Origin of the sequence: Saccharopolyspora sp. NPDC002686 (assembly GCF_040295745.1) — a bacterium.
In the GTDB taxonomy this organism is placed as follows: Bacteria; Actinomycetota; Actinomycetes; order Mycobacteriales; family Pseudonocardiaceae; genus Saccharopolyspora; species Saccharopolyspora oryzae.
In genome coordinates this window covers 1-19,681 of record NZ_JBEOVY010000125.1, presented here as the reverse complement: position 1 = coordinate 19,681, position 19,681 = coordinate 1, and the positions used below count along the sequence as shown (strand labels likewise).

Sequence of the window (19,681 nt, the reverse complement as noted above, 5' to 3'; positions counted from 1 at the left end):
GACCTTCTGCACGTCGCGGCCCAGGCGCGGACCGGCCGCCCGCGCGTTCACCGCGATCTTGGCGATCGGGAAACCGGTCGCCTTCGACGCCAGCGCCGAGGAGCGCGACACCCGCGGGTTCATCTCGATGACGACCATCCGGCCGGTCTCCGGGTGGATGGCGAACTGGATGTTGCAGCCACCGGTGTCCACCCCGACCTCGCGCAGCACCGCGATGCCCACGTCGCGCATGTGCTGGTACTCGCGGTCGGTCAGCGTCATCGACGGCGCCACCGTGACCGAGTCACCGGTGTGCACGCCCATCGCGTCGATGTTCTCGATCGAGCAGATGACCACGACGTTGTCCGCGTGGTCGCGCATCAGCTCGAGCTCGTACTCCTTCCAACCGAGGACGCTCTCCTCGATCAGGACCTCGTGCACCGGGGACTCGGCCAGCCCGAAGGAGGCCATCCGCTCCAGCTCCTCCTCGGTGTGCGCCATGCCCGAGCCCAGGCCGCCCATGGTGAAGCTGGGCCGGATGACCACTGGGAGGCTGTGCGCCGCGACGAACGCGCGCACGTCCTCCATGGACTTGCACACCGCCGACTCGGGCACCTCGCCGCCCACGGAGCGCACGATGTCCTTGAACCGCTGCCGGTCCTCGCCGCGCTGGATCGCCTCGATGTCCGCGCCGATCAGCTCCACGCCGTACTTCTCCAGCACGCCGAGCTCGTCCAGCGCCATCGCGGTGTTCAGCGCGGTCTGGCCGCCCAGCGTGGCCAGGATGGCGTCGGGCCGCTCGGCCGCGATCACCTTCTCCACGAACTCCGGGGTGATCGGCTCGATGTAGGTCGCGTCGGCGAACTCCGGGTCGGTCATGATCGTCGCCGGGTTGGAGTTCACCAGCGAAACGCGGATGCCCTCCTCGCGCAGCACCCGGCAGGCCTGGGTGCCGGAGTAGTCGAACTCGCACGCCTGGCCGATCACGATCGGCCCGGAACCGATGACGAGCACGTGCTTAATGTCGGTCCTCTTCGGCATATCAGCGCGCCTCACTCATCAGATCAACGAACTTGTCGAACAGCGGCGCGGCGTCGTGCGGGCCCGCTGCCGCTTCGGGGTGGTACTGGACGCTGAACGCCGGGCCGTCGAGCAGCCGCAGGCCCTCGACCGCACCGTCGTTGGCGCAGTGGTGGCTGACCATCGCGCGGCCGAAGTCGGTGTCGAACCGCTCCCCCGGCTCGCCCTCGACGGCGAAACCGTGGTTCTGCGCGGTGATCGCGACCTTGCCGGTCTCCGCGTCGATGACCGGGATGTTGATGCCGCGGTGGCCGTACTGCAGCTTGTAGGTGCCGCGGCCCAGCGCGCGACCGAGGATCTGGTTGCCGAAGCAGATGCCGAACAGCGGCAGCTTGCGGTCCAGGGCCTGGCGGGTCAGCTCGACCTGCGCGTCGGTGGTGGCCGGGTCGCCGGGGCCGTTGGACAGGAACAGGCCGTCCGGGCTGATCGACAGCACCTCGTCCAAAGTGGACGTCAGCGGCAGCACGTGCACCTCGATGCCGCGCTCGGACATCATCCGCGGGGTGTTGGACTTGATGCCCAGGTCCAGCGCGGCCACGGTGAACCGCTTCTCGCCGATCGCAGGCACCACGTAGGGCTCGGCGGTGGTGACGTCACCGGCCAGCGAAGCGCCGACCATCTCGGCGCTCGCCTTGACCGCGGCGATCATCTCGTCATCGGTGCCCAGCTCGGGACCGGAGAAGACCCCGCCGCGCATCGCGCCCAGCTCGCGGACGTGCCGGGTCAGGGTGCGGGTGTCGATGCCCGCGATGCCGACGACGCCCTGGCGCTCCAGCTCCTCGTCCAGGGAGCGGCGCGAGCGCCAGTTCGACGGCCGCCGCGCGGGGTCGCGCACGGCGTAACCGGCGACCCAGATCTGCGCGGACTCGTCGTCCTCGTCGTTCCACCCGGTGTTGCCGATCTGCGGCGCGGTCTGCACCACGATCTGGCGGTGGTACGAGGGGTCGGTCAGGGTCTCCTGGTAGCCGGTCATGCCGGTGGTGAACACGACCTCACCGAGGGTGCGGCCCACCTTGCCGTAGGCCTCCCCGCGGAAGATCCGGCCGTCCTCCAGCACCAGCGCGGCCGGGACGTGGTCGCTCATTTTTCCTCCTGCCACGGCTCGGCGGAGCCGTGGATGATCTCGTGGTGCGGCGAAATCGCCGCTTGGCTGAAGTCGGTCGCGGTCATCGCGCGCCCGATCCGGTCGCCTCGTCGCGGGACGCCTCGACGTCGGGGCCCAGCGCGCGGATCGCCTCGACCCAGTCGGTCTGCGCGTCCTTGTCGTCGCTGCGGAAGCCGGTGTCCAGCAGCACCTCGCCGAGGCGCCAGGTCACCACGACCAGGCCCGCGCCGGGCACCACCTTGTTGGCCAGCTTGTGGTCCAGGCGGCAGTCCACGACGGACTCCGCCGGGATCCACAGGTCGCTGGCGCCTTCGCGGCGCAGCAGCAGCCCCGCGGCGTGCAGGTGCGCGGTGCCGTTGGCGCGGTGGCCGATGTCGCCGACCGCGATCCGGTCCTGCCAGTCGCTGGCCCTCGTGGTGCCGACGTACATGCCGGTGGCGGCCGGCCGCAGCTCCTCGCCCGGTTCGCCCGGCGGCGCCGGGAAGTCCCGGCAGCTCGGCGCCCTGGCGGCGGGCCCGGTTGACCCAGCCGCGCCGCATCCCGAAGAACACCAGCGCGATCAGCGCGAGCAGCGCGAGCACCCAGAGGAAGCGTTCCATCAGCGCCTCACCTTGCCCTCGTGCGCGGTGAGCCGTCCGCGCAGCATCGTCGCGACCACCCGGCCGGGCAGCTGCATGCCGTCGAACGGCGAGTTCTCCCCGAGGCTGGCCAGCTCCGCGCCGCGCACGGTCCACTCGGCGTCGGGGTCGACCAGCACCAGGTTGGCCGGCTCGCCCACCGCGACCGGGCGGCCCTGATCGGCCAGCCCGCCGATCTCGGCGGGTCGCTCGCTCATCACCCGCGCGACCCCGCGCCAGTCCAGCAGCCCCGAGCGCACCATCGTCTGCACGACAATGCCGAGCGCGGTCTGCAGGCCGAGCATGCCCGGCTTCGCGGCGGACCACTCGCAATCCTTGTCCTGCGCAGCGTGCGGGGCGTGGTCGGTGGCCACGCAGTCCACCGTGCCGTCGGCCAGTGCCTGGCGCAGTGCCAGCACGTCGGCGTCGGTGCGCAGCGGCGGGTTGACCTTGTTGACCGGGTCGTAGGTCTCGAGCCGGTCGTCGGTCAGCAGCAGGTGGTGCGGCGTGACCTCGGCCGACACCTGGCCGGCGGTCTCGCGGGACTTCCACCAGCGCAGGATGTCCGCGGTGCCCGAGGTGGAGACGTGGCAGACGTGCAGCGTGCCGCCGGTGTGCCCGGCGAGCAGGCAGTCGCGCGCGACGATCGCTTCCTCGGCCGGGGCGGGCCAGCCCGCCAGGCCCAGCCGCGCGGCGTTCGCGCCCTCGTGCGCCTGCGCGCCCACCGTCAGGCGGGGCTCCTCGGCGTGCTGGGCGACGACTCCGCCGAAGGACTTCGTGTACTCCAGCGCGCGCCGCATGATCAGCGGGTCGTGCACGCAGTGGCCGTCGTCGGAGAAGACCCGGACCTCGGCGGCCGAGCGCCGCATGGTGCCCAGCTCGGCGAGCTTCTCGCCCTTGAGCCCGACCGTCACCGCACCCACCGGGTGCACGTCGACCAGGCCGACCTCCCGGCCGCGCCGCCACACGTGCTCGACGATCACCGCGTTGTCGGCGACCGGATCGGTGTTGGCCATCGCGAAGACCGCGGTGTAGCCGCCCAGCGCCGCAGCGCTCGAACCGGTCTCGACGGTCTCGGCGTCCTCGCGGCCCGGCTCCCGCAGGTGGGTGTGCAGGTCGACGAAGCCCGGCAGCAGCACCGCGCCGCCGGCCTGCACGATCTCGTCGGCGTCGACCTCGAGGTTCGTGCCGATCTCGGCGATGACCTCGCCCTCGACCAGCACGTCAACGGGTTCGCCCTCGCCGTAGGGGCGGACGTCCTTCAACAACAGCCGGCTCATGCCCGTTCCGCCTCTCCGCGATTCACAGTTGTGGTTGCGTTCGCGATCAAGCTCGCGTTTCGCGGTTTCCTGTGGCTGGTTTGCATCACGTTCCCCTGAGGTGCGGCGAGCAGGACTCGGTTTGAAACAGGACTACTCATGCCGCGAGCTCCTCTCCCGCCAGCAGGTGGTAGAGCACCGCCATGCGCACGTGCACGCCATTGCTGACCTGCTGGGTGATGGCGGCGCGCGGGGAATCGGCGACTGCCGGGGCGATCTCCATGCCGCGCAGCATCGGGCCGGGGTGCAGCACGACCGCGTGCTCCGGCAGCTTGTCCATCCGCGCCTGGTTGAGCCCGTAGGCGATGGAGTACTCGCGGGCCGACGGGAAGAAGCCGCCGTGCATCCGCTCGGCCTGGACGCGCAGCATCATCACCGCGTCCAGCTTCGGCAGCTCCGGGTCGAGCTCGTGGCGCACCTCCGCGCCCCAGTGCTCGACACCGGTGGGCACCAGCGTCGGCGGCGCGACCAGCACCACCTCGGCGCCCAGGGTGCGCAGCAGGTGCACGTTTGAGCGCGCGACCCGGCTGTGCAGCAGGTCGCCGACGATCGCGATGCGGCGGCCGTTGAGCTCGCCCAGCCGCTCCCGCAGCGTCGCAGCGTCCAGCAGCGCCTGCGTCGGGTGCTCGTGCATGCCGTCGCCCGCGTTGACGACCTGCGTGCCGACCTCGTCGAGCCAGCCCGCCAGCCGGTGCGCCGCACCGGAGGCCGGGTGCCGCATGATCACGCAGTCAGCGCCCGCGGCGGCCAGCGTCAGCGCGGTGTCGCGCAGCGACTCGCCCTTGTTGACCGACGAGCTGCTGGCCGAGACGTTGATCACGTCGGCGCTCATCCACTTGCCCGCGACCTCGAAGGAGACCCGGGTGCGCGTGGAGTTCTCGTAGAACAGCGTCACCACCGTGCGCCCGCGCAACGTCGGCAGCTTCTTCACCTCGCGCCCCAGCAGCGTCTGCTTGAGCGTGTCGGCGGTGTCGAGGACGCTGGTCGCGGTCGCCGCGTCCAAGCCCTCGGTGGACAGCAGGTGGCGCATCACTCGTTCTCCTCATCGCGCCGAAGCACCACGCGGTCCGAGCCGTCGGTCTCCTCCAGGTGCACGGCGACACCCTCGGAGCGCGAGGTGGGGATGTTCTTGCCGACGTAGTCGGCGCGGATGGGCAGTTCGCGGTGACCGCGGTCGACCAGCACGGCCAGCTGCACCGCGCGGGGACGGCCCTGGTCGCGGAGGGCGTCGAGCGCGGCTCGCACGGTGCGGCCGGAGAACAGGACGTCGTCGACGAGGACGACCAGTGCGCCGTCGATGCCCTCGACGGGCAGGTTGGTGGGCTCCAGCGGGCGGTTCGGGCGCTTGCGCAAGTCGTCCCGGTAGAGCGTGATGTCCAGGGTTCCGGTGGGAACGGTCACCCCGCTGAACTCGCTGATCTTCGCGGCCAGCCGCCGCGCCAGCGAAGTCCCCCTGGTCGGGATCCCCAGCAGCACGACATCGCTGCTGCCGGTGTCCAGCGCGGTCTTCTCGATGATCTGGTGAGCGATCCGGGCAATCGTGCGCGCAACGTCACCGGTCGAGAGCAGCTCCCGCTGCCCGACCGGGTCCGCCGCGTCCGCCGGTGGGCGTGACGCCACGGTGCGACCTCCTTCTCCGCCTCGCTGGACGGATCCTTAAAGGATGGTGTGTGACCTGCCCCGCAGTCACCGTCGTGCGAACTCGGGTGGACCGCCGGGCCTCCTCGTACGCTATCAAGGTTCAGCGGTCAATCGTCCGGGTGGTGTGGCAGGACTCGCCCCAATGCCGACAAAGACCAACTTGACCTGGTGACGCTGGCGAGCGAACATTACTCTCCGTATCGATCTGAGCTTTGCTCCCCGGTCGGCACTATCGGCTGACGGGGCGAACGAACGGAGAAACGCCACATGGGCGACTACGCCAAGGCGCTGGGCAGCAAGCTCCGCGCTATCCGCCAGCAGCAGGGTTTGTCGCTGCACGGCGTCGAGCAGAAGTCTGGCGGGCGGTGGAAGGCCGTGGTCGTCGGGTCCTATGAGCGCGGCGACCGTGCGGTGACCGTGCAGAAGCTGGCCGAACTGGCCGACTTCTACGGGGTTCCGGTCGCAGAACTGCTTCCGGAGGGTCGGGTGCCGTCCGGCGCCGAGCCCGCCACCAAAGTCGTGATCAACCTGGAGCGGCTGCAGCAGCTGCCCGCTGAGAAGGTGGGCCCGCTGGCCCGCTACGCGGCCACCATCCAGAGCCAGCGCGGTGACTACAACGGCAAGGTGCTGTCCATTCGCACCGAGGACCTGCGATCCCTGGCCATCATCTACGACATGACGCCAGGTGAGCTCACCGAGCAGCTCATCGATTGGGGCGTGCTTCCCCCGGAGGCCCGCCCGGCCCGCGAGGAGTGAGAACTACCGCACAACCAGGAGAGCGCCTGGCCCCGAACCACTCGGCGGCCGGCGCTCTTCACGCTTCCCCCTAGCGGCGAAGGCGCGGTGAAGGGCGCTCCGGACCGAGCTGGTCGGTCCGGAGCGCCCTTCGCGCATCCACCGATCGTGCGACGAACTGGGCACGAACGAGGGGCACCCCTGGACCGATCCGGTCCGGAGGTGCCCCTCGTTCCGTCGTACCTGTCACGCGAATTCCATTGAAATCGGAGGTCCGATTTCAATGGAATTTGCGTCAGCCGCTGCTCAGACGGTCTTGCGCAGCTTGTTGCCGATGCCCGCGATGCGGCCCAGGACGCCGTTGACGAACCTGGGCGAGTCGTCGGTGGACAGGGCCTTGACCAGCTCCACCGCCTCGTCGATGGCCACCGCCGGGGGAACGTCGTCGCTCCGCCACAGCAGCTCGTAGAGGCCCAGCCGCAGCACCGAGCGGTCCACCGCGGGCATCCGGTCCAGGGACCAGCCCTCGGCGTGCTGGGTGAGCAGCTCGTCGATCCGCTCGCGGTTCTCCGCGACACCCTCCACGAGGGTGACGGTGTAGTCGTTGACCGGCGGGACCTCCGGCGATCCGACCCGGTCGGACAGCAGGGTCACCGCGTCGACGCCGCGCTGGTCGGCCTCGTAGAGGAAGTCCACCGCGCGCTTGCGCGCCTTGCTCCGAGAACCCACCTCACACCCTCTTCCCGGCCGCAGCGGCCGACGGGCAGGCGCTCATTTGGTGTTGACGCGGCTGAGGTACCGGCCGTCGCGCGGGTCGACCTTGACCTTGTCACCGGTGTTGAGGAACAGCGGCACCTGGATCTCGGCACCGGTCTCCAGGGTGGCCGGCTTGGTGCCACCGGTGGAGCGGTCGCCCTGCAGGCCCGGGTCGGTGTGCTGGACGACCAGCTCGACCGAGGCGGGCAGCTCGACGTACAGCGGGTTGCCGTCGTGGCGGGCGATGACGACCTGGCTGTTCTCCAGCATGTAGTTCGCCGCGTCGCCGACCACGTCCGCCGAGACGTTGATCTGCTCGTAGGTGTCCGGCTCCATGAACACGTAGTCCTGGCCGTCGTTGTAGAGGTAGGTCATCTCGCGGCGGTCGACGTTCGCGGTGTCCACCTTCACACCGGCGTTGAACGTCTTGTCGAGGACCTTGCCGGAGAGCACGTTCTTCAGCGTGGTGCGCACGAAGGCGCCGCCCTTGCCGGGCTTGACGTGCTGGAAGTTCACGACGGACCAGAGCTGGCCGTCGATGTTGAGCACCAGTCCGTTCTTCAGGTCGTTCGTGGATGCCACGGTGGGAATCTCTCCTGTGGTGATGGCTTCGGGCGTGTTCCGCCGGATCGCAATTCCGGCGATGTCGGCGCACCGGGGTGCGTCAGACTGCGACGAGCTCCTTCGTCGTCAAGGTGAGGAGCTCCGGTGTGCTGGGACGCACGACCAGCGTGTCCTCGATGCGGACCCCGCCCCGCCCCGCCAGATAAACGCCAGGCTCGACGGTGACCGCCATCCCGGCGCTGATTCTACCGTCTCCCCGCTGCGACAAAGTCGGTGCCTCGTGGATCTCCAGCCCGACGCCGTGTCCGAGGCCGTGCAGGAACTGCTCGCCGTACCCGGCGTCCTCGATCACCTTGCGCGCCGCGGTGTCCACCTCGCGCACCTCGGTGCCGACCCGCACCGCGGCCCGCCCGGCGGCCTGCGAGGTGCGCACCAGCTCGTAGATCTCGCGCTGCCAGTCGGCCGGTTTGCCCAGCACCACGGTGCGGGTCATGTCCGAGTGGTAGCCGTCGACCAGGGCGCCGAAGTCCATCTTCACGAAGTCGCCGGTGGTCAGCACCGCGTCGGTCGGGCGGTGGTGCGGGACCGCGGAGTTCGCCCCGGCGGCCACGATCGTCTCGAACGACGGCCCGGCGGCGCCGTGGTCGAGCATCCGCCCGTCGAGCTCGCGGGCGACCTCCAGCTCGGTGCGGCCGGGGCGCAACCCGCCGTGCTCGATGAGGTCGGCCAGCGCCCGGTCGGCGGCGGCGCAGGCCATCCGCAGCGCCTCGATCTCGACCTCGTCCTTGATCAGCCGCAGCTCCTCGACGTGCCCCGGCGCGCGCACCAGCTCGGCCTTCCCCGCGGCGTCGGCCAGCACGTCGCGGCGGTCGACGGTGACGTGCTGGCTCTCGAACCCGACGCGGCGGTGCTCGGCGGCCGCCGAACCGATCCGCTCGGCCAGCGTCAGGTCGCTGGCCCGGTCGATCACCCGCTCCAGGTCCGGGACCTGCTCGGACGCCTGCGTCAGGTAGCGGCCGTCGGTGCAGAACACCGTCCGCGACTCGGCACCCTGCTCGTCGGCGGCGTGCACCACCAGCGCGGCGTTGGACCCGGTGAAGCCGGTGAGGTAGCGGATGTTGAGCAGATCGGTCACCAGCATCGCGTCCAGCTCCTGCTCGCGCAGGCGGTCGCGGAGGGCTTGCCGTCGGTGGGAGTGCGCTTCGGACATGTCGGGAGCCTAACTCGCGAACCGGTGGGCGGACCTGGTCAGGAAGAGGTCGGCGGGAAGCCGCCACGAGCTTGTGCGCAGGGCGTTGTCGGTGCAGGGCGCTACCGTTCACGGCATGTCGCTGTCGTGGAGCGTGGTGGCGAGCCCGGTCGGTGAGCTGACCGTGGTGGCCGGTGCGTCCGGGGTCCGCCAGGTGGCCTTCGCCGGGCCGGACGCGGTGCTCGGCGAGTACGACGCGGAGCTGAGCCGGGACACCGGGGTCGCGGTCGAGGCCGCCCGGCAGCTCGAGGAGTACTTCGCGCGGCGCCGCCGGGAGTTCGACGTGCCGATCGAGTGGGAGCCGCTGCAGGGCTTGCGGCTGCACGTGCTGCGCACCCTGTTCGAGCTGGTGCCGTTCGGGGAGACGGTGAGCTACAAGCGGCTGGCGGAGCTGTCCGGGCGGCCGGAGGCCTCGCGCGCGGTCGGGACGATCATGGGCAGCAACCCGGTCCCGGTGATCGTGCCGTGCCACCGGGTGCTGGCCAGCGGCGGCGGGCTCGGCGGGTTCGGACCGGGCCTGGAGGCCAAGCGCCGGCTGCTCGTGCTGGAGGAGGTCCTGGAACCCAGCCTGCTGGAGCTCGACCTCCTGTGACTACCTGACCGACAGGAACAGGTGGTAGGTCGTTTCGTGCTGGCCGAGCTGGACCGGGATCGCCAGTTCTTCGCAGTTGCCGAACACCTCGTGCAGCGCGGCCTTCAGCTCCGGCGAGGTGTCGGCCGACCAGATCGCCAGCGTGCCGCCGGGAACCAGCTTTTCCTTGCTGCGCGCGAGGAATTCACCGCGGTAGATCGCGGAGTTGGCGTCGTAGACGAGGAAGTCCGGGCCGTTGTCCACGTCGAGCAGCACGACGTCGAAGCGCTCCGGCGGCTGCGCGGCGATCACCTCGGCCACGTCGCCGACGTGGCAGCGCACCCGGTCGTCGCCGATCGCCGCAGCGGTTTCCGGGACGAGTCCGTCGCGGTGCCAGGTCACCAGATCCGGTTCGATCTCGACGACGTGCGCCTCGCGCACCCGCCGATCGGCCAGCACCTCCCGCAGCGTGAACCCCAGGCCGAGCCCGCCGATCAGCACCCGCAGATCCGCCCCGCCCACCGCGCGCAGCGTGGCGGTGGCGAGTTCCCGTTCGGTTTCGGTGTGCGCGGTGTCCATGACGAACACGCCGTTGACCCGGAGCTCCAGCGAGTCACCCCGGCGCAGCAGGGCGAGTTCGCCGCGCTCCGTCTCCCCGCGCGCGACAAGTTCAGCCATCAGAACAACATTAACCAACCCCGCACCCCGACCGAGCTACCCTCCCGCACGCAGGCCCCGGTCGATTTCGCACGGCGGCGGCCGGCGCTCAGGGGCCGCGTCAGCGCGGGTTTTCCGCCGGGTTCGGGAAATGCGGGAACGCGCGTAGGGTTATCCCCCGGTTCATCCGAAACGCCGGAAGCTCGGCGTTGTCCGGAAATGACTCGCCCGCTGGGCTGGTTCGGGCAGTGCCCGGCGGCGGTTCGGACTATTCCCGGCCGATGTGGACGCTCCCAGAATTGGGCCGCTCCGAACCCGATGAACCGAAGGTGATGCGCCGTGCTCAGCAGACGATCCTTCCTCGGCGGTGTCTCCGCCGCCGCCCTCGCCGTGCCCGTCCTCGGCGGCCTGTCCGCCGCCCCCGCGTTCGCCGGTCGCCGCGCGCCGAACGTCCCGCTGCCGCTGACGATCGTCAACCAGAGCGGGCAGTTCGACAACGCCTCGATCCACGTCTACGTCGTCGGCACGAACCTCGACACCGGCGAGCAGTCCCGGGTCACGCCGGACGGCCAGCTGGTGCCGGTCTCGGAGTCCGACAACGGTTCCGACGGTTTCGCCGACTACGCGATCCCGTTGCAGGGCAGCGGCGACACGACGCTGGACCTGCCGGGCATGTCCGGGCGGATCTACTTCGCGCTGGGCGACAAGCTGAAGTTCAAGGTGGTCACCGGCGGCGACGGCAAGCCCGCGCTGCAGTACCCGGCCGGCTGGGTGGACTCCGACCCGAACTACGGGATCCTGCACGACACCGTCGAGTTCACGCTCAAGGCCGACGGGATGTACTGCAACACCACGATGGTCGACATGTTCAGCGTGCCGCTGTCGATCCACCTGCAGGGCGCCGAGGACCAGACCACGGGCACGGTGCCCGTCGGCGGCCGGGAGCGGATCCTCAACGGCGTCGCCGAGCACTCCGACTTCGCCGGGCTGCGCCAGGACGACCTGCGGGTGATCGCGCCGGGCCACGGCCTGGACCTCGGCAAGTTCCCGGACACCTACTACGACTCCTACATCGAGGAGGTCTGGTCGAAGTACCAGGGCACCCAGCTGCGGGTCGACACCGACAACGGCAAGGTCTTCACCGGCCAGATCTCCGGGGACACCTTCCAGTTCGACGGCGGCGTGCAGCCCATCGGCAAACCGTCCACGCGGGACGTCCTGTTCTGCGACGGCGCGCTGGCCGCCCCGAACGACGGCATCACCGGCCCCGTCGCGGCCATCCTCGGGGCCGGTTTCAACCGCTCGATCCTGCTCGACTCCGCCGACCAGCCGGGCACCGACCCGGGCGGCTTCTACCGGCACGACATCACCAACCACTACTCGAAGGTGATGCACGAGAACACCGAGGACGGCAAGGCCTACGGCTTCGCCTTCGACGACGTGGCCGGGTTCGCCTCCTACGTCCAGGACGGCGCGCCGACGTCGATCACCGTGACGCTGACGCCGTGGTGACCGGTTCCGGCGCCCGATGCCGGATCGACACCGAGAAGGCCGTCGCCAGCAGGCACAGCAGCCCGGCGCCGTACCAGGCCGCGGCGTAGTCGCCGAACTGGTCGCGCACCACGCCCGCGATGCTGGCGATGGCCGCCGCGCCGATCTGGTGGGAGGCGAAGACCCAGCCGAACACCACCGACGCGCGCGGCCCGAAGTGCTCCCGGCACAGCGCCATCGTCGGGGGCACGGTGGCCACCCAGTCCAGGCCGTAGAACACCACGAACAGCACCATGTTCGCCTCCACCGAGGGCGCGAACAGCTGCGGCAGCACGAACAGCGAGATCCCGCGCAGCGTGTAGTAGGCGGCCAGCAGGATCCGCGGGTTGACCTTGTCGGTGAGCCAGCCGGACAGCACGGTGCCCAGCACGTCGAAGACGCCGATCACGGCCAGCAGCCCGGCGGCCGTCGTCGTCGGCATGCCGTGGTCGTGCGCGGCGGGCACGAAGTGCGTGTTGACCAGACCGTTCGTGCTCGCCCCGCAGATCGCGAAACCACCTGCCAGCAGCCAGAAAGCAGGCGTGCGGGCCGCATCGCGCAGCGCCCGCAGCGCCGCGGCCGCCGGATTCCCCTGATCTCGCGCGGGTTCCGGCTCGTCCCCGGTCGCGCCGTACGCGGTGGTCCCGACGTCGGCGGGGTACTCGCGCATCACCAACCACACGAGCACCGCGACGAGCAGCGCTGACGCGGCGATGACCAGCGAGGCGAAGCGCCACCCGAACTGCTCCACCAGAACCGCGGCCAGCGGCAGGAAGACCAGCTGCCCGGTCGCGCTGCCCGCGGTCAGCACCCCGCTGACCAGCCCTCGCCGCGCCACGAACCACCGGTCGACCACAGTGGACACGAAGGCCAGCGCCATCGACCCGGTGCCCAGCCCGACCAGCAGGCCCCAGCAGATCACGAGCTGCCAGCTGGCCGTCATGAACACGGTGAGCCCGCTGCCGACCGCGACCAGCGCCAGCGCGGTGACGGTGATCCGCCGGATGCCGAAGCGGATCATCAGCGCCGCCGCGAACGGCGCGGTCAGCCCGTAGAGCAGCAGGTTCAGCGAGACGGCGGCCGAGATGACGCTGTGCGGCCAGCCGAACTCGTCGTGCAGCGGATTCATGAACACGCCGGGCACCGAGCGGAACGCAGCGGCACCGACCAGGGCGACGAAGGCGACGGCCGCGATCCACCAAGCCGGGTGGAGCCGCCGCGCGGGTGCAGTGCTGATCACCGCTCCAGCGTCGCCGAGGCGACGGCTCCACACTAGTGGCCGGAGGGACAACATGTGAGAAGATCCGGCCATGGCCCTTGTCTCAACCGGAGCCCTGCTCAACCGCACCTCAGGGGACCGTGATCCAACCCAGCCACAAGAAACCTCGAAACGCGAGATCAATCCCGGACGCAACCACCACTGAAAAACGCGGAGAGGCGGAATGCGCATGGCCAGCCAGCACCGCATCGCCGTTCTGGGACTGCCCGAGGTCATCGGCTTCGACCTGGTGATCCCGTCGCAGATCTTCGTCGGCGCCCGCGACGAGGACGGCACACCGCTCTACAACGTCCAGGTGTGCAGCCTCGACGGCGGGCCCATCCCCACCACCAGGGGTTTCTCGATCCTGCCCGGGGCCGATCCGGACTTCCTGACCGCGCCGGACACGCTGATCATCCCCGGCACCCACCTCAAGGGGCCGCGCACCGACGGCAGCCTGGACCCGGAGATCGCCGACTACCTGGCCGGGCTCCCCGAGCGCACCCGGATCATGTCGATCTGCACCGGCTCGTTCGTGCTCGCCGCGACGGGCATGCTCGACGGCCGCCGCGCGACCACGCACTGGAAGTACGCGGACGACTTCCGGCGCCTGTACCCGCAGGTGGACCTGGACCCGGACGTGCTGTTCGTGGACGACGGCGACGTGCTGTCCTCGGCGGGCGTGGCCGCCGGGATCGACCTGTGCCTGCACGTGATCCGCCGCGATCACGGCAGCGAGGTCGCCAACCGCGCCGCCCGCTCCAGCGTCGTGCCGCCGTGGCGCGAGGGCGGCCAGGCCCAGTACATCGAGCGGCCGCTGCCGGACCCGAACGGCAACGGCACCTCGGCCACCCGCGCCTGGCTGCTGGAACGCCTCGCCGAACCGGTCGCGCTCGGCCAGATCGCCGCGCACGCGGGGATGAGCGTGCGGACCTTCACCCGCCGCTTCCGGGACGAGACCGGCACCAGCCCGCTGGACTGGCTCCTCCAGCAACGCCTGGACCACGCCCGCCACCTGCTGGAATCCACCGATCTCCCGATCGACGCGGTGGCCGAACAAGCGGGCCTCAGCACGGCGGCCTCGCTCCGCAAGCACCTCCGCCACCGCCTCGGCACCAGCCCCGCCACCTACCGACGGACCTTCCGGTCATGACGAAGGCCGCCTGACCCGGACGTCAGGCGGCCTCTCGCTGCGAACCCGGATTACTGCGCGACGCCGGCTTGGACGGTCTGCACCGTCAGCTGGTTGTGGTCGCCCATGTTCGGGTTGGCGCAGCCGTTCTGGCCGTAGTCGAACGGGATGAACATCGACGCGGTGTCGTGCGGCGGGTAGATCCGCAGGCCCTTGGCCGGTTCCAGCTGGCACTCGCCGGAGTCGTAGTTCTCCACCGTGACGAACTTGATCAGCGCGGACGCCTTGCCGCCGGGCGCGAGGCTGATCACGTCGCCCTTCTTGCCGACCCGGAACGCGGGGGCGCCGATCTGGTGCCCGTCGTCGCCACCGACGTAGGAAACGCCCGGGAAGCCCTGCATGACGCAGGTGCGGTCGCTGGAGTTGGTGAAGATCAGCGGCTGGTAGACGCTGCCCGCGGCGCCGTCGCTCTCGCCGAACGACAGCTGGAGGTCACGGGCCTTGCACTCGTTGTTGGCCGCGGAGGTGTCCGGCTGGGCGTCCTCCTGCCCGCTGGGCTTCTCCTCCTGCACCGCGGAGCTCTCCGGCGCCTCGCCGCTCTGGTCGGACGGCAGCGGCGCCGCGCTGGAACCGGCGGAGTCCTGGACGATCGGTTGGGCGTTGTTCTGCGCGCTCTGCTGGCCGGAACCACCGGGGCTGCACGCGGTCAGCCCGACTGCCAGCGTCGCCGCCGTGATCGCGAGGAACTTCGCCCGAATCATCGTGTCGTCACCCTTCCTTGCAGCGTCTTCTGATCGGTAGACGCCTGGTGCCGACAAGGGTTGCTCAGGTGCTCAACTTTTTCTCGGCGAAGCCGACCGAACCCGGTAGGACTCCGGTGGGCGCACGATCGCCTCGGGATCGCCCACGTACTCGACGTCCACGCCGTACTCCTCGCGAGCCGCGGCGATGCTGATGTACCCGTTGACCACGTCGTCGAGCACCTGCTCGACCGGGCGCGCGAGGGGATCACCGTGCCCTCCCCCGCCCGGGAACCGCAGCCGCACCACGGCATCCGGTGCGAGCCGGACCAGCTGCTTGCGGGGCAAGCGCTCGCCGGTGCGGGCGTCGACGAACTCGCCGGGCGCCCCGGCCGATCCGGATTCCGCCCCCACCGCGGGGAAATCCACCCGGTCGATGTTGGCGTTGACCGTCCAGCCGTGCTCGCCGTGCCGGGTCACCTCGACCACCTGGCCCAGCCCGCCGCGGTGCCGTCCCGCACCGCCGGAGTCCGGCCGCAGCTCGCGCCGCTGCTGCACCAGCGGCGTCAAGGTCTCCAGCACCTCGGTCGGCGCGGCCCGCACGCCGGTCGGGAAACCGGTGGTGCTCAGCCCGTCCTTGTCCGGACGCGCCCCGGTTCCGCCCGCGCCGAAGACCGTGAGCGTGAACGGGCGCGGCTCGTCGATCCCGCCGCCCCGCCACACCGTCATCCACAGCGCGTCCGCGCTCATCGCGGGCAGCCCGCCGGGCACGGCCGGTCGCAGCGCTTCGAACAGCAGGCTGGGCAGGAAGTGCCCGATGAGGTGCCGGGAGGCCACCGGCGCGGGGTCGACGCAGTTGAGCACCGAACCGCGCGGTGCGGTGACCTCGACCGGGCGGAACGACCCGGCGTTGTGCGGCACCTCCGGCGCCAGCGCGGCCTTGATCGCGAACGACGTGTAGGCGCGGGTGTAGTTGAGCACCACGTTGATGCCGTGCGGCGACTGCGGCGAGGAGCCCGTGTAGTCGATGTGGACGGCGTCCCCGGCGACCTCGGCGGTCACCTCCAGGTGGATCGCCTGGTCGTCGAAGCCGTCGGAGTCCATGCTGGCCGAGTACCGGCCGTCCGGGATGGCCCGCAGCGCGGTGCGCAGCGCCTGCTCCGAGCGGCGCATGATCTCGCCGGCCACCACGTCGATGCCGTCCAGCCCGAACTCGTCGAGCATCCGGTCGAGGCTGCGGATGCCCACCTGGTTCGCCGAGACCTGCGCGTAGATATCGCCCATCGTCTCGTCCGGCGTGCGGACGTTGGCCCGGATCAACCGTTCCAGCGTCCGGTCGGGGCCTTCGGCGGTGCGCAGCTTGAGGATCGGCAGCCGCAGCCCCTCCTCGAACACCTCCGAGGCCGCCGCGGACAGGATGCGCCCGCCGATGTCCGGGGAGTGGCAGCAGCTGGCGAACCACGCGATCAGCCGCCCGTCGCGGAAAGCGGGGGTGGCCACCGTGATGTCGTTGATCTGCCCGCTGGTCATCCACGGGTCGTTGGTGATCAGCACGTCGCCGTCGGCGAGGGTCCCCGGCGGGTGCTCGGCGACGATGTGCCGCATCCCGGTCGCCATCGCGTTGATGTGGCCGGGGGTGCCGCCGCTGGACTGCCCGACCATCTCGCCCGCGGAGTCGAACACCGCGCAGGCCAGGTCCAGCGATTCCCGCACCACCGGGCTGAACGCGGTGTTGACCAGGGCGGCCTGCTGCTCGTCGAGCAGCGAGTGCAGGCGGTTGGCGACCAGTCCGACCACCACCGGGTCGACGCGGCTCATCGGGATCCTCCAGCGGTGAACTCGACGAAGATGCTGCTGTCGGCTTCGACCGTGCACTTGGCGCCGGGCGGCACGAGCAGGGTCGCTTCCCGCTCCTCCACCAGCGCCGGTCCTTCGAGCACGGTCCCGGCGCGCAGCCGGTAGCGGTCGTAGACCGCGGTCGCCGCGTAGCCGTCGGCGAAGTAGGCCTCGCGGTGGCCCAGCAGCGCATCCGAACCGTCCGAAGTGGAGTCGAAGCCCAGCCGGCCGCTCGGGTTCGGCCCGCTGGCGGTGACCCGCCAGGTCAGCAGTTCCGGCTCGACGCCGGTCGGCGCGACGGTGCCGAACCGCTGCGCGTACTGGGCGCGGAAGCTCGCCAACACTTCGGCGCGCCAGTCCGGAACCTCCAGCGGCGGCACCGGGACCTCGATCTCGCTGCCCTGGCCGACGAACCGCATCTCCAGCGCCCGCTCGCAGGTGACGTCCACTTCGGACAGACCGGAGCCGACCAGGACGTCGGTGCCCTCGCGCGCCATCTCCGCGAACAGCGCGGCGGCCTCGTCGAGGTCGAGATCGCCCAGCAGCGCGTGCCGGGAGCGGACGATGTCGATCGACATCGGAGCGGACAGGAAACCGAGCGCGCTGAGCACGCCCGCCGCCGGAGGCGCGACCATCGACGGCGCGCCGAGCGCCCGCGCCACCCCCGGGCCGTGCAGCGGACCGTTCCCGCCGGAGACGAAGACCGGCAGCCGCGCCGGATCCTGACCGCGCTCGATGGCGTGCACGCGGGCCGCGTTGGCCATGTTCTCGTTGGCCGTCGTGTGCACGCCCCACGCCGCTTCCACGACCGAAACCCCCAGCGGATCGGCGATCTGCTCCTTGATCGCTGCTTCCGAAGCGGCCGCGTCCAGGTGCATCTCGCCGCCGAGGAACCGAGCCGGGTCGAGGTAGCCGAGCACGACGTCGGCGTCGGTCACCGTGCACCGGGTGCCGCCGCGGCCGTAGCAGACCGGACCGGGTTCCGAGCCCGCCGAATCCGGGCCGACGGTGATCAGGCCGAGCGGGTCCACCCGGGCGATCGAGCCGCCGCCGGTGCCGATCTCGATCATGTCGATGACCGGCGCGCGCACCGGCAGCCCCGATCCGGCGCGCAGCCGGTACACCCGGTCCACCTCGAAGGTGTGGGTGATCAGCGGCCGGTCGCGCTCGACCACGCAGAGCTTGGCGGTGGTCCCGCCCATGTCGAAGGCCAGCTGGTCGGGGCGCTGCGCGGTGCGGCCGAAGGCGACGGCTCCCAGCGCGCCGCCCGCGGGCCCGGACTCCAGCATCCGGATGGGGAAGCGCCGGGCCGTCTCCAGCGCGGCGACCCCGCCGTTGGACAGCATGATCAGCGGATCGGTGCGGACACCGCAGCGGTGCAGCCGCTCCCGCAGGTCGGCCAGGTAGGTCTCCACCAGCTGCTGCACGTAGACGTTGGCGAGCGTGGTGGAACTCCGCTCGTACTCGCGGATCTCGGGGTTGACCTCGCAGGACAGCGCGACCCGCAGCTGCGGTGCGACCTCGGCGAGGACTTCCCTGGCCTGCCGCTCGTGCTCGCCGTTGGTGTGGCTGTGCAGGAAGCACACGGCCACTGCTTCCACGCCGGCGGCGACGAGCTCGACGCCCAACCGCCGCACCGCGTCGACGTCGAGCGGGGTCAGCACCGAGCCGTCGGCCCGCATCCGCTCCGGCACGCCGAAGCGCAGGTGCCTGGGCACCAGCGGGCGGGGCAGTTCGAGGCCGAGGTCGTAGAGCTCGTAGCGGTGCTCGCGGCCCATCTCGACGACGTCGCGGAAGCCCTCGGTGGTCAGCAGCGCGGTGCGCGCGCCCCGGCGCTCGATCAGCGCGTTGGTCACCAAGGTGGTTCCGTGCACGACGGTGGTGATGCCCGCCGGGTCGAGCCGGTTGTCCGCGAGGGTCTGCCGCAGCACCTGCTCGACGGCGGCCGCCGGTTCCCGGTGCGTGGTCAGCGCTTTGCCGACGGCGACGATCCCGTTGTCGTCGAGGATGGCCATGTCGGTGAAGGTGCCGCCGATGTCCACCCCGATCCGCAGCGGACGTGGGTCTGTCATGGGGAGTCCTCCCGGTTCGACTGCCCGGCCACCGGGAGAGTACGGATCGTCTGACGATCTGGCAACGGATCGTCAGACGATTTCCGGATGCGCACCGGGTAGTCTTGGCCTGCGCGCATTCCGCGCCGACAGCAGAGAGGACCTCACGTGACCGACTCCAGCGGTGCCGCCACCCGGGTGGCCGACGCGCTGCGCGATCAGATCGCCGCGGGCGAGCTCGTGCCCGGCATGCGGCTGTCCGAGGAGCGGGTCAAGCAAGCCCACGGGGTCTCCCGCAGCACCCTGCGCGAGGCGTTCCGGCTGCTGATCCGGGAACGGCTGCTGGTCCACGAGCTCAGCCGCGGTGTGTTCGTCCGCCAGCTCAGCCGGCAGGACGTCGCCGACCTCTACGAGGTCCGGCGGGTCGTGGAATGCGCTGCGCTGCGCCACATCCGGAGCCTGCGACCGGCCGGGCTCCGCCGGGTCGCCACCGCCATCAAGGACGGCCACGAGGCCGCCGACCAGGGACGATGGGATGCGGTGGCGGCGGCCAGCATCCGGTTCCACGAAGCGCTGGTCGCACTCGCAGGAAGCCCGCGGCTGGACGCCATGGTCAGCGAGGTGCTCGCCGAGTTCCGGCTCGCCTACGCGCACATGAAGGACACCCAGGTCTTCCACGCGGCCTTCCTGAAGCGCAACTCCGAGATCGCCGAAGCCCTCGGCTCCGGCGACATCGAAGCCGCGGCCCAACTCCTGGACACCTACCTCGTCGACGCCGAAAAAGCCCTCCAAGACCACTTCATCGACTGACCCGACCCCGAGGTTCCGCAAATTCAATGGAAATCAGAGGTCCGATTTCCA

At 70.7% G+C, this 19,681-nt stretch carries 19 protein-coding genes; 5 read left to right on the top strand and 14 right to left on the bottom strand.

Annotated features, from left to right (window positions below; genetic code table 11):
* From carB to pyrR, 6 genes are all read right to left on the bottom strand, one after another.
* On the bottom strand, window positions 1–1,020 hold a 1,020-nt coding region (gene carB / locus ABTZ89_RS18295; protein ID WP_351046062.1), incomplete at its 3' end, for a carbamoyl-phosphate synthase large subunit.
* A gap of 1 nt (window position 1,021) precedes the next feature.
* A complete protein-coding gene (gene carA / locus ABTZ89_RS18290) occupies window positions 1,022–2,143 on the bottom strand; it encodes a glutamine-hydrolyzing carbamoyl-phosphate synthase small subunit (RefSeq protein ID WP_270953335.1) in 1,122 nt (373 codons plus the stop codon).
* An 82-nt stretch (window positions 2,144–2,225) separates the two neighbouring features.
* The gene (locus tag ABTZ89_RS18285) at window positions 2,226–2,594 is read right to left on the bottom strand and encodes a PH-like domain-containing protein (protein ID WP_351046057.1); all 369 of its coding nucleotides are present in this window, start codon (window positions 2,592–2,594) and stop codon (window positions 2,226–2,228) included.
* 168 nt (window positions 2,595–2,762) lie between these two features.
* Window positions 2,763–4,061: a dihydroorotase gene (locus tag ABTZ89_RS18280; RefSeq protein ID WP_351046054.1), complete on the bottom strand. Its 1,299-nt coding sequence runs from the start codon at window positions 4,059–4,061 to the stop codon at window positions 2,763–2,765.
* A gap of 136 nt (window positions 4,062–4,197) precedes the next feature.
* Window positions 4,198–5,130, bottom strand: coding sequence for an aspartate carbamoyltransferase catalytic subunit (locus ABTZ89_RS18275; RefSeq protein WP_270953334.1), 933 nt, complete (start codon window positions 5,128–5,130; stop codon window positions 4,198–4,200).
* Complete coding sequence (gene pyrR / locus ABTZ89_RS18270) at window positions 5,130–5,720, bottom strand: bifunctional pyr operon transcriptional regulator/uracil phosphoribosyltransferase PyrR (protein WP_270953332.1); 591 nt, start codon at window positions 5,718–5,720, stop codon at window positions 5,130–5,132. The genes ABTZ89_RS18275 and pyrR overlap by 1 nt, the downstream gene beginning before the upstream one ends.
* A gap of 288 nt (window positions 5,721–6,008) precedes the next feature.
* On the opposite strand from pyrR, the gene bldD reads away from it, so the two are divergent.
* The gene (gene bldD, locus ABTZ89_RS18265) at window positions 6,009–6,497 is read left to right on the top strand and encodes a transcriptional regulator BldD (RefSeq protein WP_010311046.1); all 489 of its coding nucleotides are present in this window, start codon (window positions 6,009–6,011) and stop codon (window positions 6,495–6,497) included.
* Window positions 6,498–6,782: 285 nt separating this feature from the next.
* Here the strand turns inward: bldD and nusB are convergent, their stop codons facing one another.
* The 3 genes from nusB to ABTZ89_RS18250 form a co-directional block, all read right to left on the bottom strand.
* A complete protein-coding gene (nusB, locus tag ABTZ89_RS18260) occupies window positions 6,783–7,205 on the bottom strand; it encodes a transcription antitermination factor NusB (RefSeq protein WP_270953331.1) in 423 nt (140 codons plus the stop codon).
* Between the two features lie 42 nt (window positions 7,206–7,247).
* A complete protein-coding gene (gene efp / locus ABTZ89_RS18255; protein WP_270953330.1) occupies window positions 7,248–7,814 on the bottom strand; it encodes an elongation factor P in 567 nt (188 codons plus the stop codon).
* 82 nt (window positions 7,815–7,896) lie between these two features.
* Window positions 7,897–9,006, bottom strand: a complete 1,110-nt coding sequence (locus ABTZ89_RS18250) for a M24 family metallopeptidase (RefSeq protein WP_270953329.1) — start codon at window positions 9,004–9,006, stop codon at window positions 7,897–7,899.
* Between the two features lie 115 nt (window positions 9,007–9,121).
* On the opposite strand from ABTZ89_RS18250, the gene ABTZ89_RS18245 reads away from it, so the two are divergent.
* Window positions 9,122–9,637, top strand: a complete 516-nt coding sequence (locus tag ABTZ89_RS18245; RefSeq protein WP_351046048.1) for a methylated-DNA--[protein]-cysteine S-methyltransferase — start codon at window positions 9,122–9,124, stop codon at window positions 9,635–9,637.
* Here the strand turns inward: ABTZ89_RS18245 and ABTZ89_RS18240 are convergent, their stop codons facing one another.
* On the bottom strand, window positions 9,638–10,294 hold the full coding sequence (locus ABTZ89_RS18240) for a spermidine synthase (RefSeq protein WP_351046045.1): 657 nt from the start codon (window positions 10,292–10,294) through the stop codon (window positions 9,638–9,640).
* Window positions 10,295–10,612: 318 nt separating this feature from the next.
* Between ABTZ89_RS18240 and ABTZ89_RS18235 the strand changes: the two genes are divergently transcribed.
* Window positions 10,613–11,785, top strand: coding sequence for a glycoside hydrolase family 64 protein (locus tag ABTZ89_RS18235; protein WP_351046042.1), 1,173 nt, complete (start codon window positions 10,613–10,615; stop codon window positions 11,783–11,785).
* Here ABTZ89_RS18235 and ABTZ89_RS18230 read toward each other — a convergent pair.
* The gene (locus ABTZ89_RS18230) at window positions 11,760–13,115 is read right to left on the bottom strand and encodes an MFS transporter (protein ID WP_351046039.1); all 1,356 of its coding nucleotides are present in this window, start codon (window positions 13,113–13,115) and stop codon (window positions 11,760–11,762) included. The two genes, ABTZ89_RS18235 and ABTZ89_RS18230, sit on opposite strands and share 26 nt — an antisense overlap.
* A gap of 136 nt (window positions 13,116–13,251) precedes the next feature.
* Here ABTZ89_RS18230 and ABTZ89_RS18225 point away from each other — a divergent pair, with 136 nt between their 5' ends.
* Window positions 13,252–14,214: a GlxA family transcriptional regulator gene (locus tag ABTZ89_RS18225; protein ID WP_270953324.1), complete on the top strand. Its 963-nt coding sequence runs from the start codon at window positions 13,252–13,254 to the stop codon at window positions 14,212–14,214.
* 50 nt (window positions 14,215–14,264) lie between these two features.
* On the opposite strand, the gene ABTZ89_RS18220 is transcribed toward ABTZ89_RS18225, so the two are convergent.
* The 3 genes from ABTZ89_RS18220 to ABTZ89_RS18210 all read right to left on the bottom strand — a co-directional run bounded on the left by ABTZ89_RS18220 (window position 14,265) and on the right by ABTZ89_RS18210 (window position 18,841).
* Entirely contained in the window at window positions 14,265–14,954 is a 690-nt protein-coding gene (locus tag ABTZ89_RS18220; protein WP_351046037.1) for a DUF4232 domain-containing protein, read from the bottom strand.
* 72 nt (window positions 14,955–15,026) lie between these two features.
* A complete protein-coding gene (locus ABTZ89_RS18215) occupies window positions 15,027–16,751 on the bottom strand; it encodes a hydantoinase B/oxoprolinase family protein (RefSeq protein WP_351046035.1) in 1,725 nt (574 codons plus the stop codon).
* Window positions 16,748–18,841 (bottom strand): hydantoinase/oxoprolinase family protein, encoded by a 2,094-nt coding sequence (locus ABTZ89_RS18210; protein ID WP_351046032.1) that lies wholly within the window; start codon window positions 18,839–18,841, stop codon window positions 16,748–16,750. The genes ABTZ89_RS18215 and ABTZ89_RS18210 overlap by 4 nt, the downstream gene beginning before the upstream one ends.
* 147 nt (window positions 18,842–18,988) lie before the next feature.
* Here ABTZ89_RS18210 and ABTZ89_RS18205 point away from each other — a divergent pair, with 147 nt between their 5' ends.
* Window positions 18,989–19,630 (top strand): GntR family transcriptional regulator, encoded by a 642-nt coding sequence (locus ABTZ89_RS18205; protein ID WP_270953320.1) that lies wholly within the window; start codon window positions 18,989–18,991, stop codon window positions 19,628–19,630.
* Window positions 19,631–19,681: the final 51 nt, after the last annotated feature.

Bases quoted from the DNA above. Each gene is read 5' to 3' on its own strand.
- carA (WP_270953335.1), bottom strand. From the start codon at position 2,143: ATGAGCGACCACGTCCCGGCCGCGCTGGTGCTGGAGGACGGCCGGATC.
- ABTZ89_RS18285 (WP_351046057.1), bottom strand. From the start codon at position 2,594: ATGTACGTCGGCACCACGAGGGCCAGCGACTGGCAGGACCGGATCGCG.
- ABTZ89_RS18280 (WP_351046054.1), bottom strand. From the start codon at position 4,061: ATGAGCCGGCTGTTGTTGAAGGACGTCCGCCCCTACGGCGAGGGCGAA.
- ABTZ89_RS18275 (WP_270953334.1), bottom strand. From the start codon at position 5,130: ATGCGCCACCTGCTGTCCACCGAGGGCTTGGACGCGGCGACCGCGACC.
- bldD (WP_010311046.1), top strand. From the start codon at position 6,009: ATGGGCGACTACGCCAAGGCGCTGGGCAGCAAGCTCCGCGCTATCCGC.
- ABTZ89_RS18250 (WP_270953329.1), bottom strand. From the start codon at position 9,006: ATGTCCGAAGCGCACTCCCACCGACGGCAAGCCCTCCGCGACCGCCTG.
- ABTZ89_RS18245 (WP_351046048.1), top strand. From the start codon at position 9,122: ATGTCGCTGTCGTGGAGCGTGGTGGCGAGCCCGGTCGGTGAGCTGACC.
- ABTZ89_RS18240 (WP_351046045.1), bottom strand. From the start codon at position 10,294: ATGGCTGAACTTGTCGCGCGCGGGGAGACGGAGCGCGGCGAACTCGCC.
- ABTZ89_RS18230 (WP_351046039.1), bottom strand. From the start codon at position 13,115: ATGGCCGGATCTTCTCACATGTTGTCCCTCCGGCCACTAGTGTGGAGC.
- ABTZ89_RS18225 (WP_270953324.1), top strand. From the start codon at position 13,252: ATGGCCAGCCAGCACCGCATCGCCGTTCTGGGACTGCCCGAGGTCATC.
- ABTZ89_RS18220 (WP_351046037.1), bottom strand. From the start codon at position 14,954: ATGATTCGGGCGAAGTTCCTCGCGATCACGGCGGCGACGCTGGCAGTC.
- ABTZ89_RS18215 (WP_351046035.1), bottom strand. From the start codon at position 16,751: ATGAGCCGCGTCGACCCGGTGGTGGTCGGACTGGTCGCCAACCGCCTG.
- ABTZ89_RS18210 (WP_351046032.1), bottom strand. From the start codon at position 18,841: ATGACAGACCCACGTCCGCTGCGGATCGGGGTGGACATCGGCGGCACC.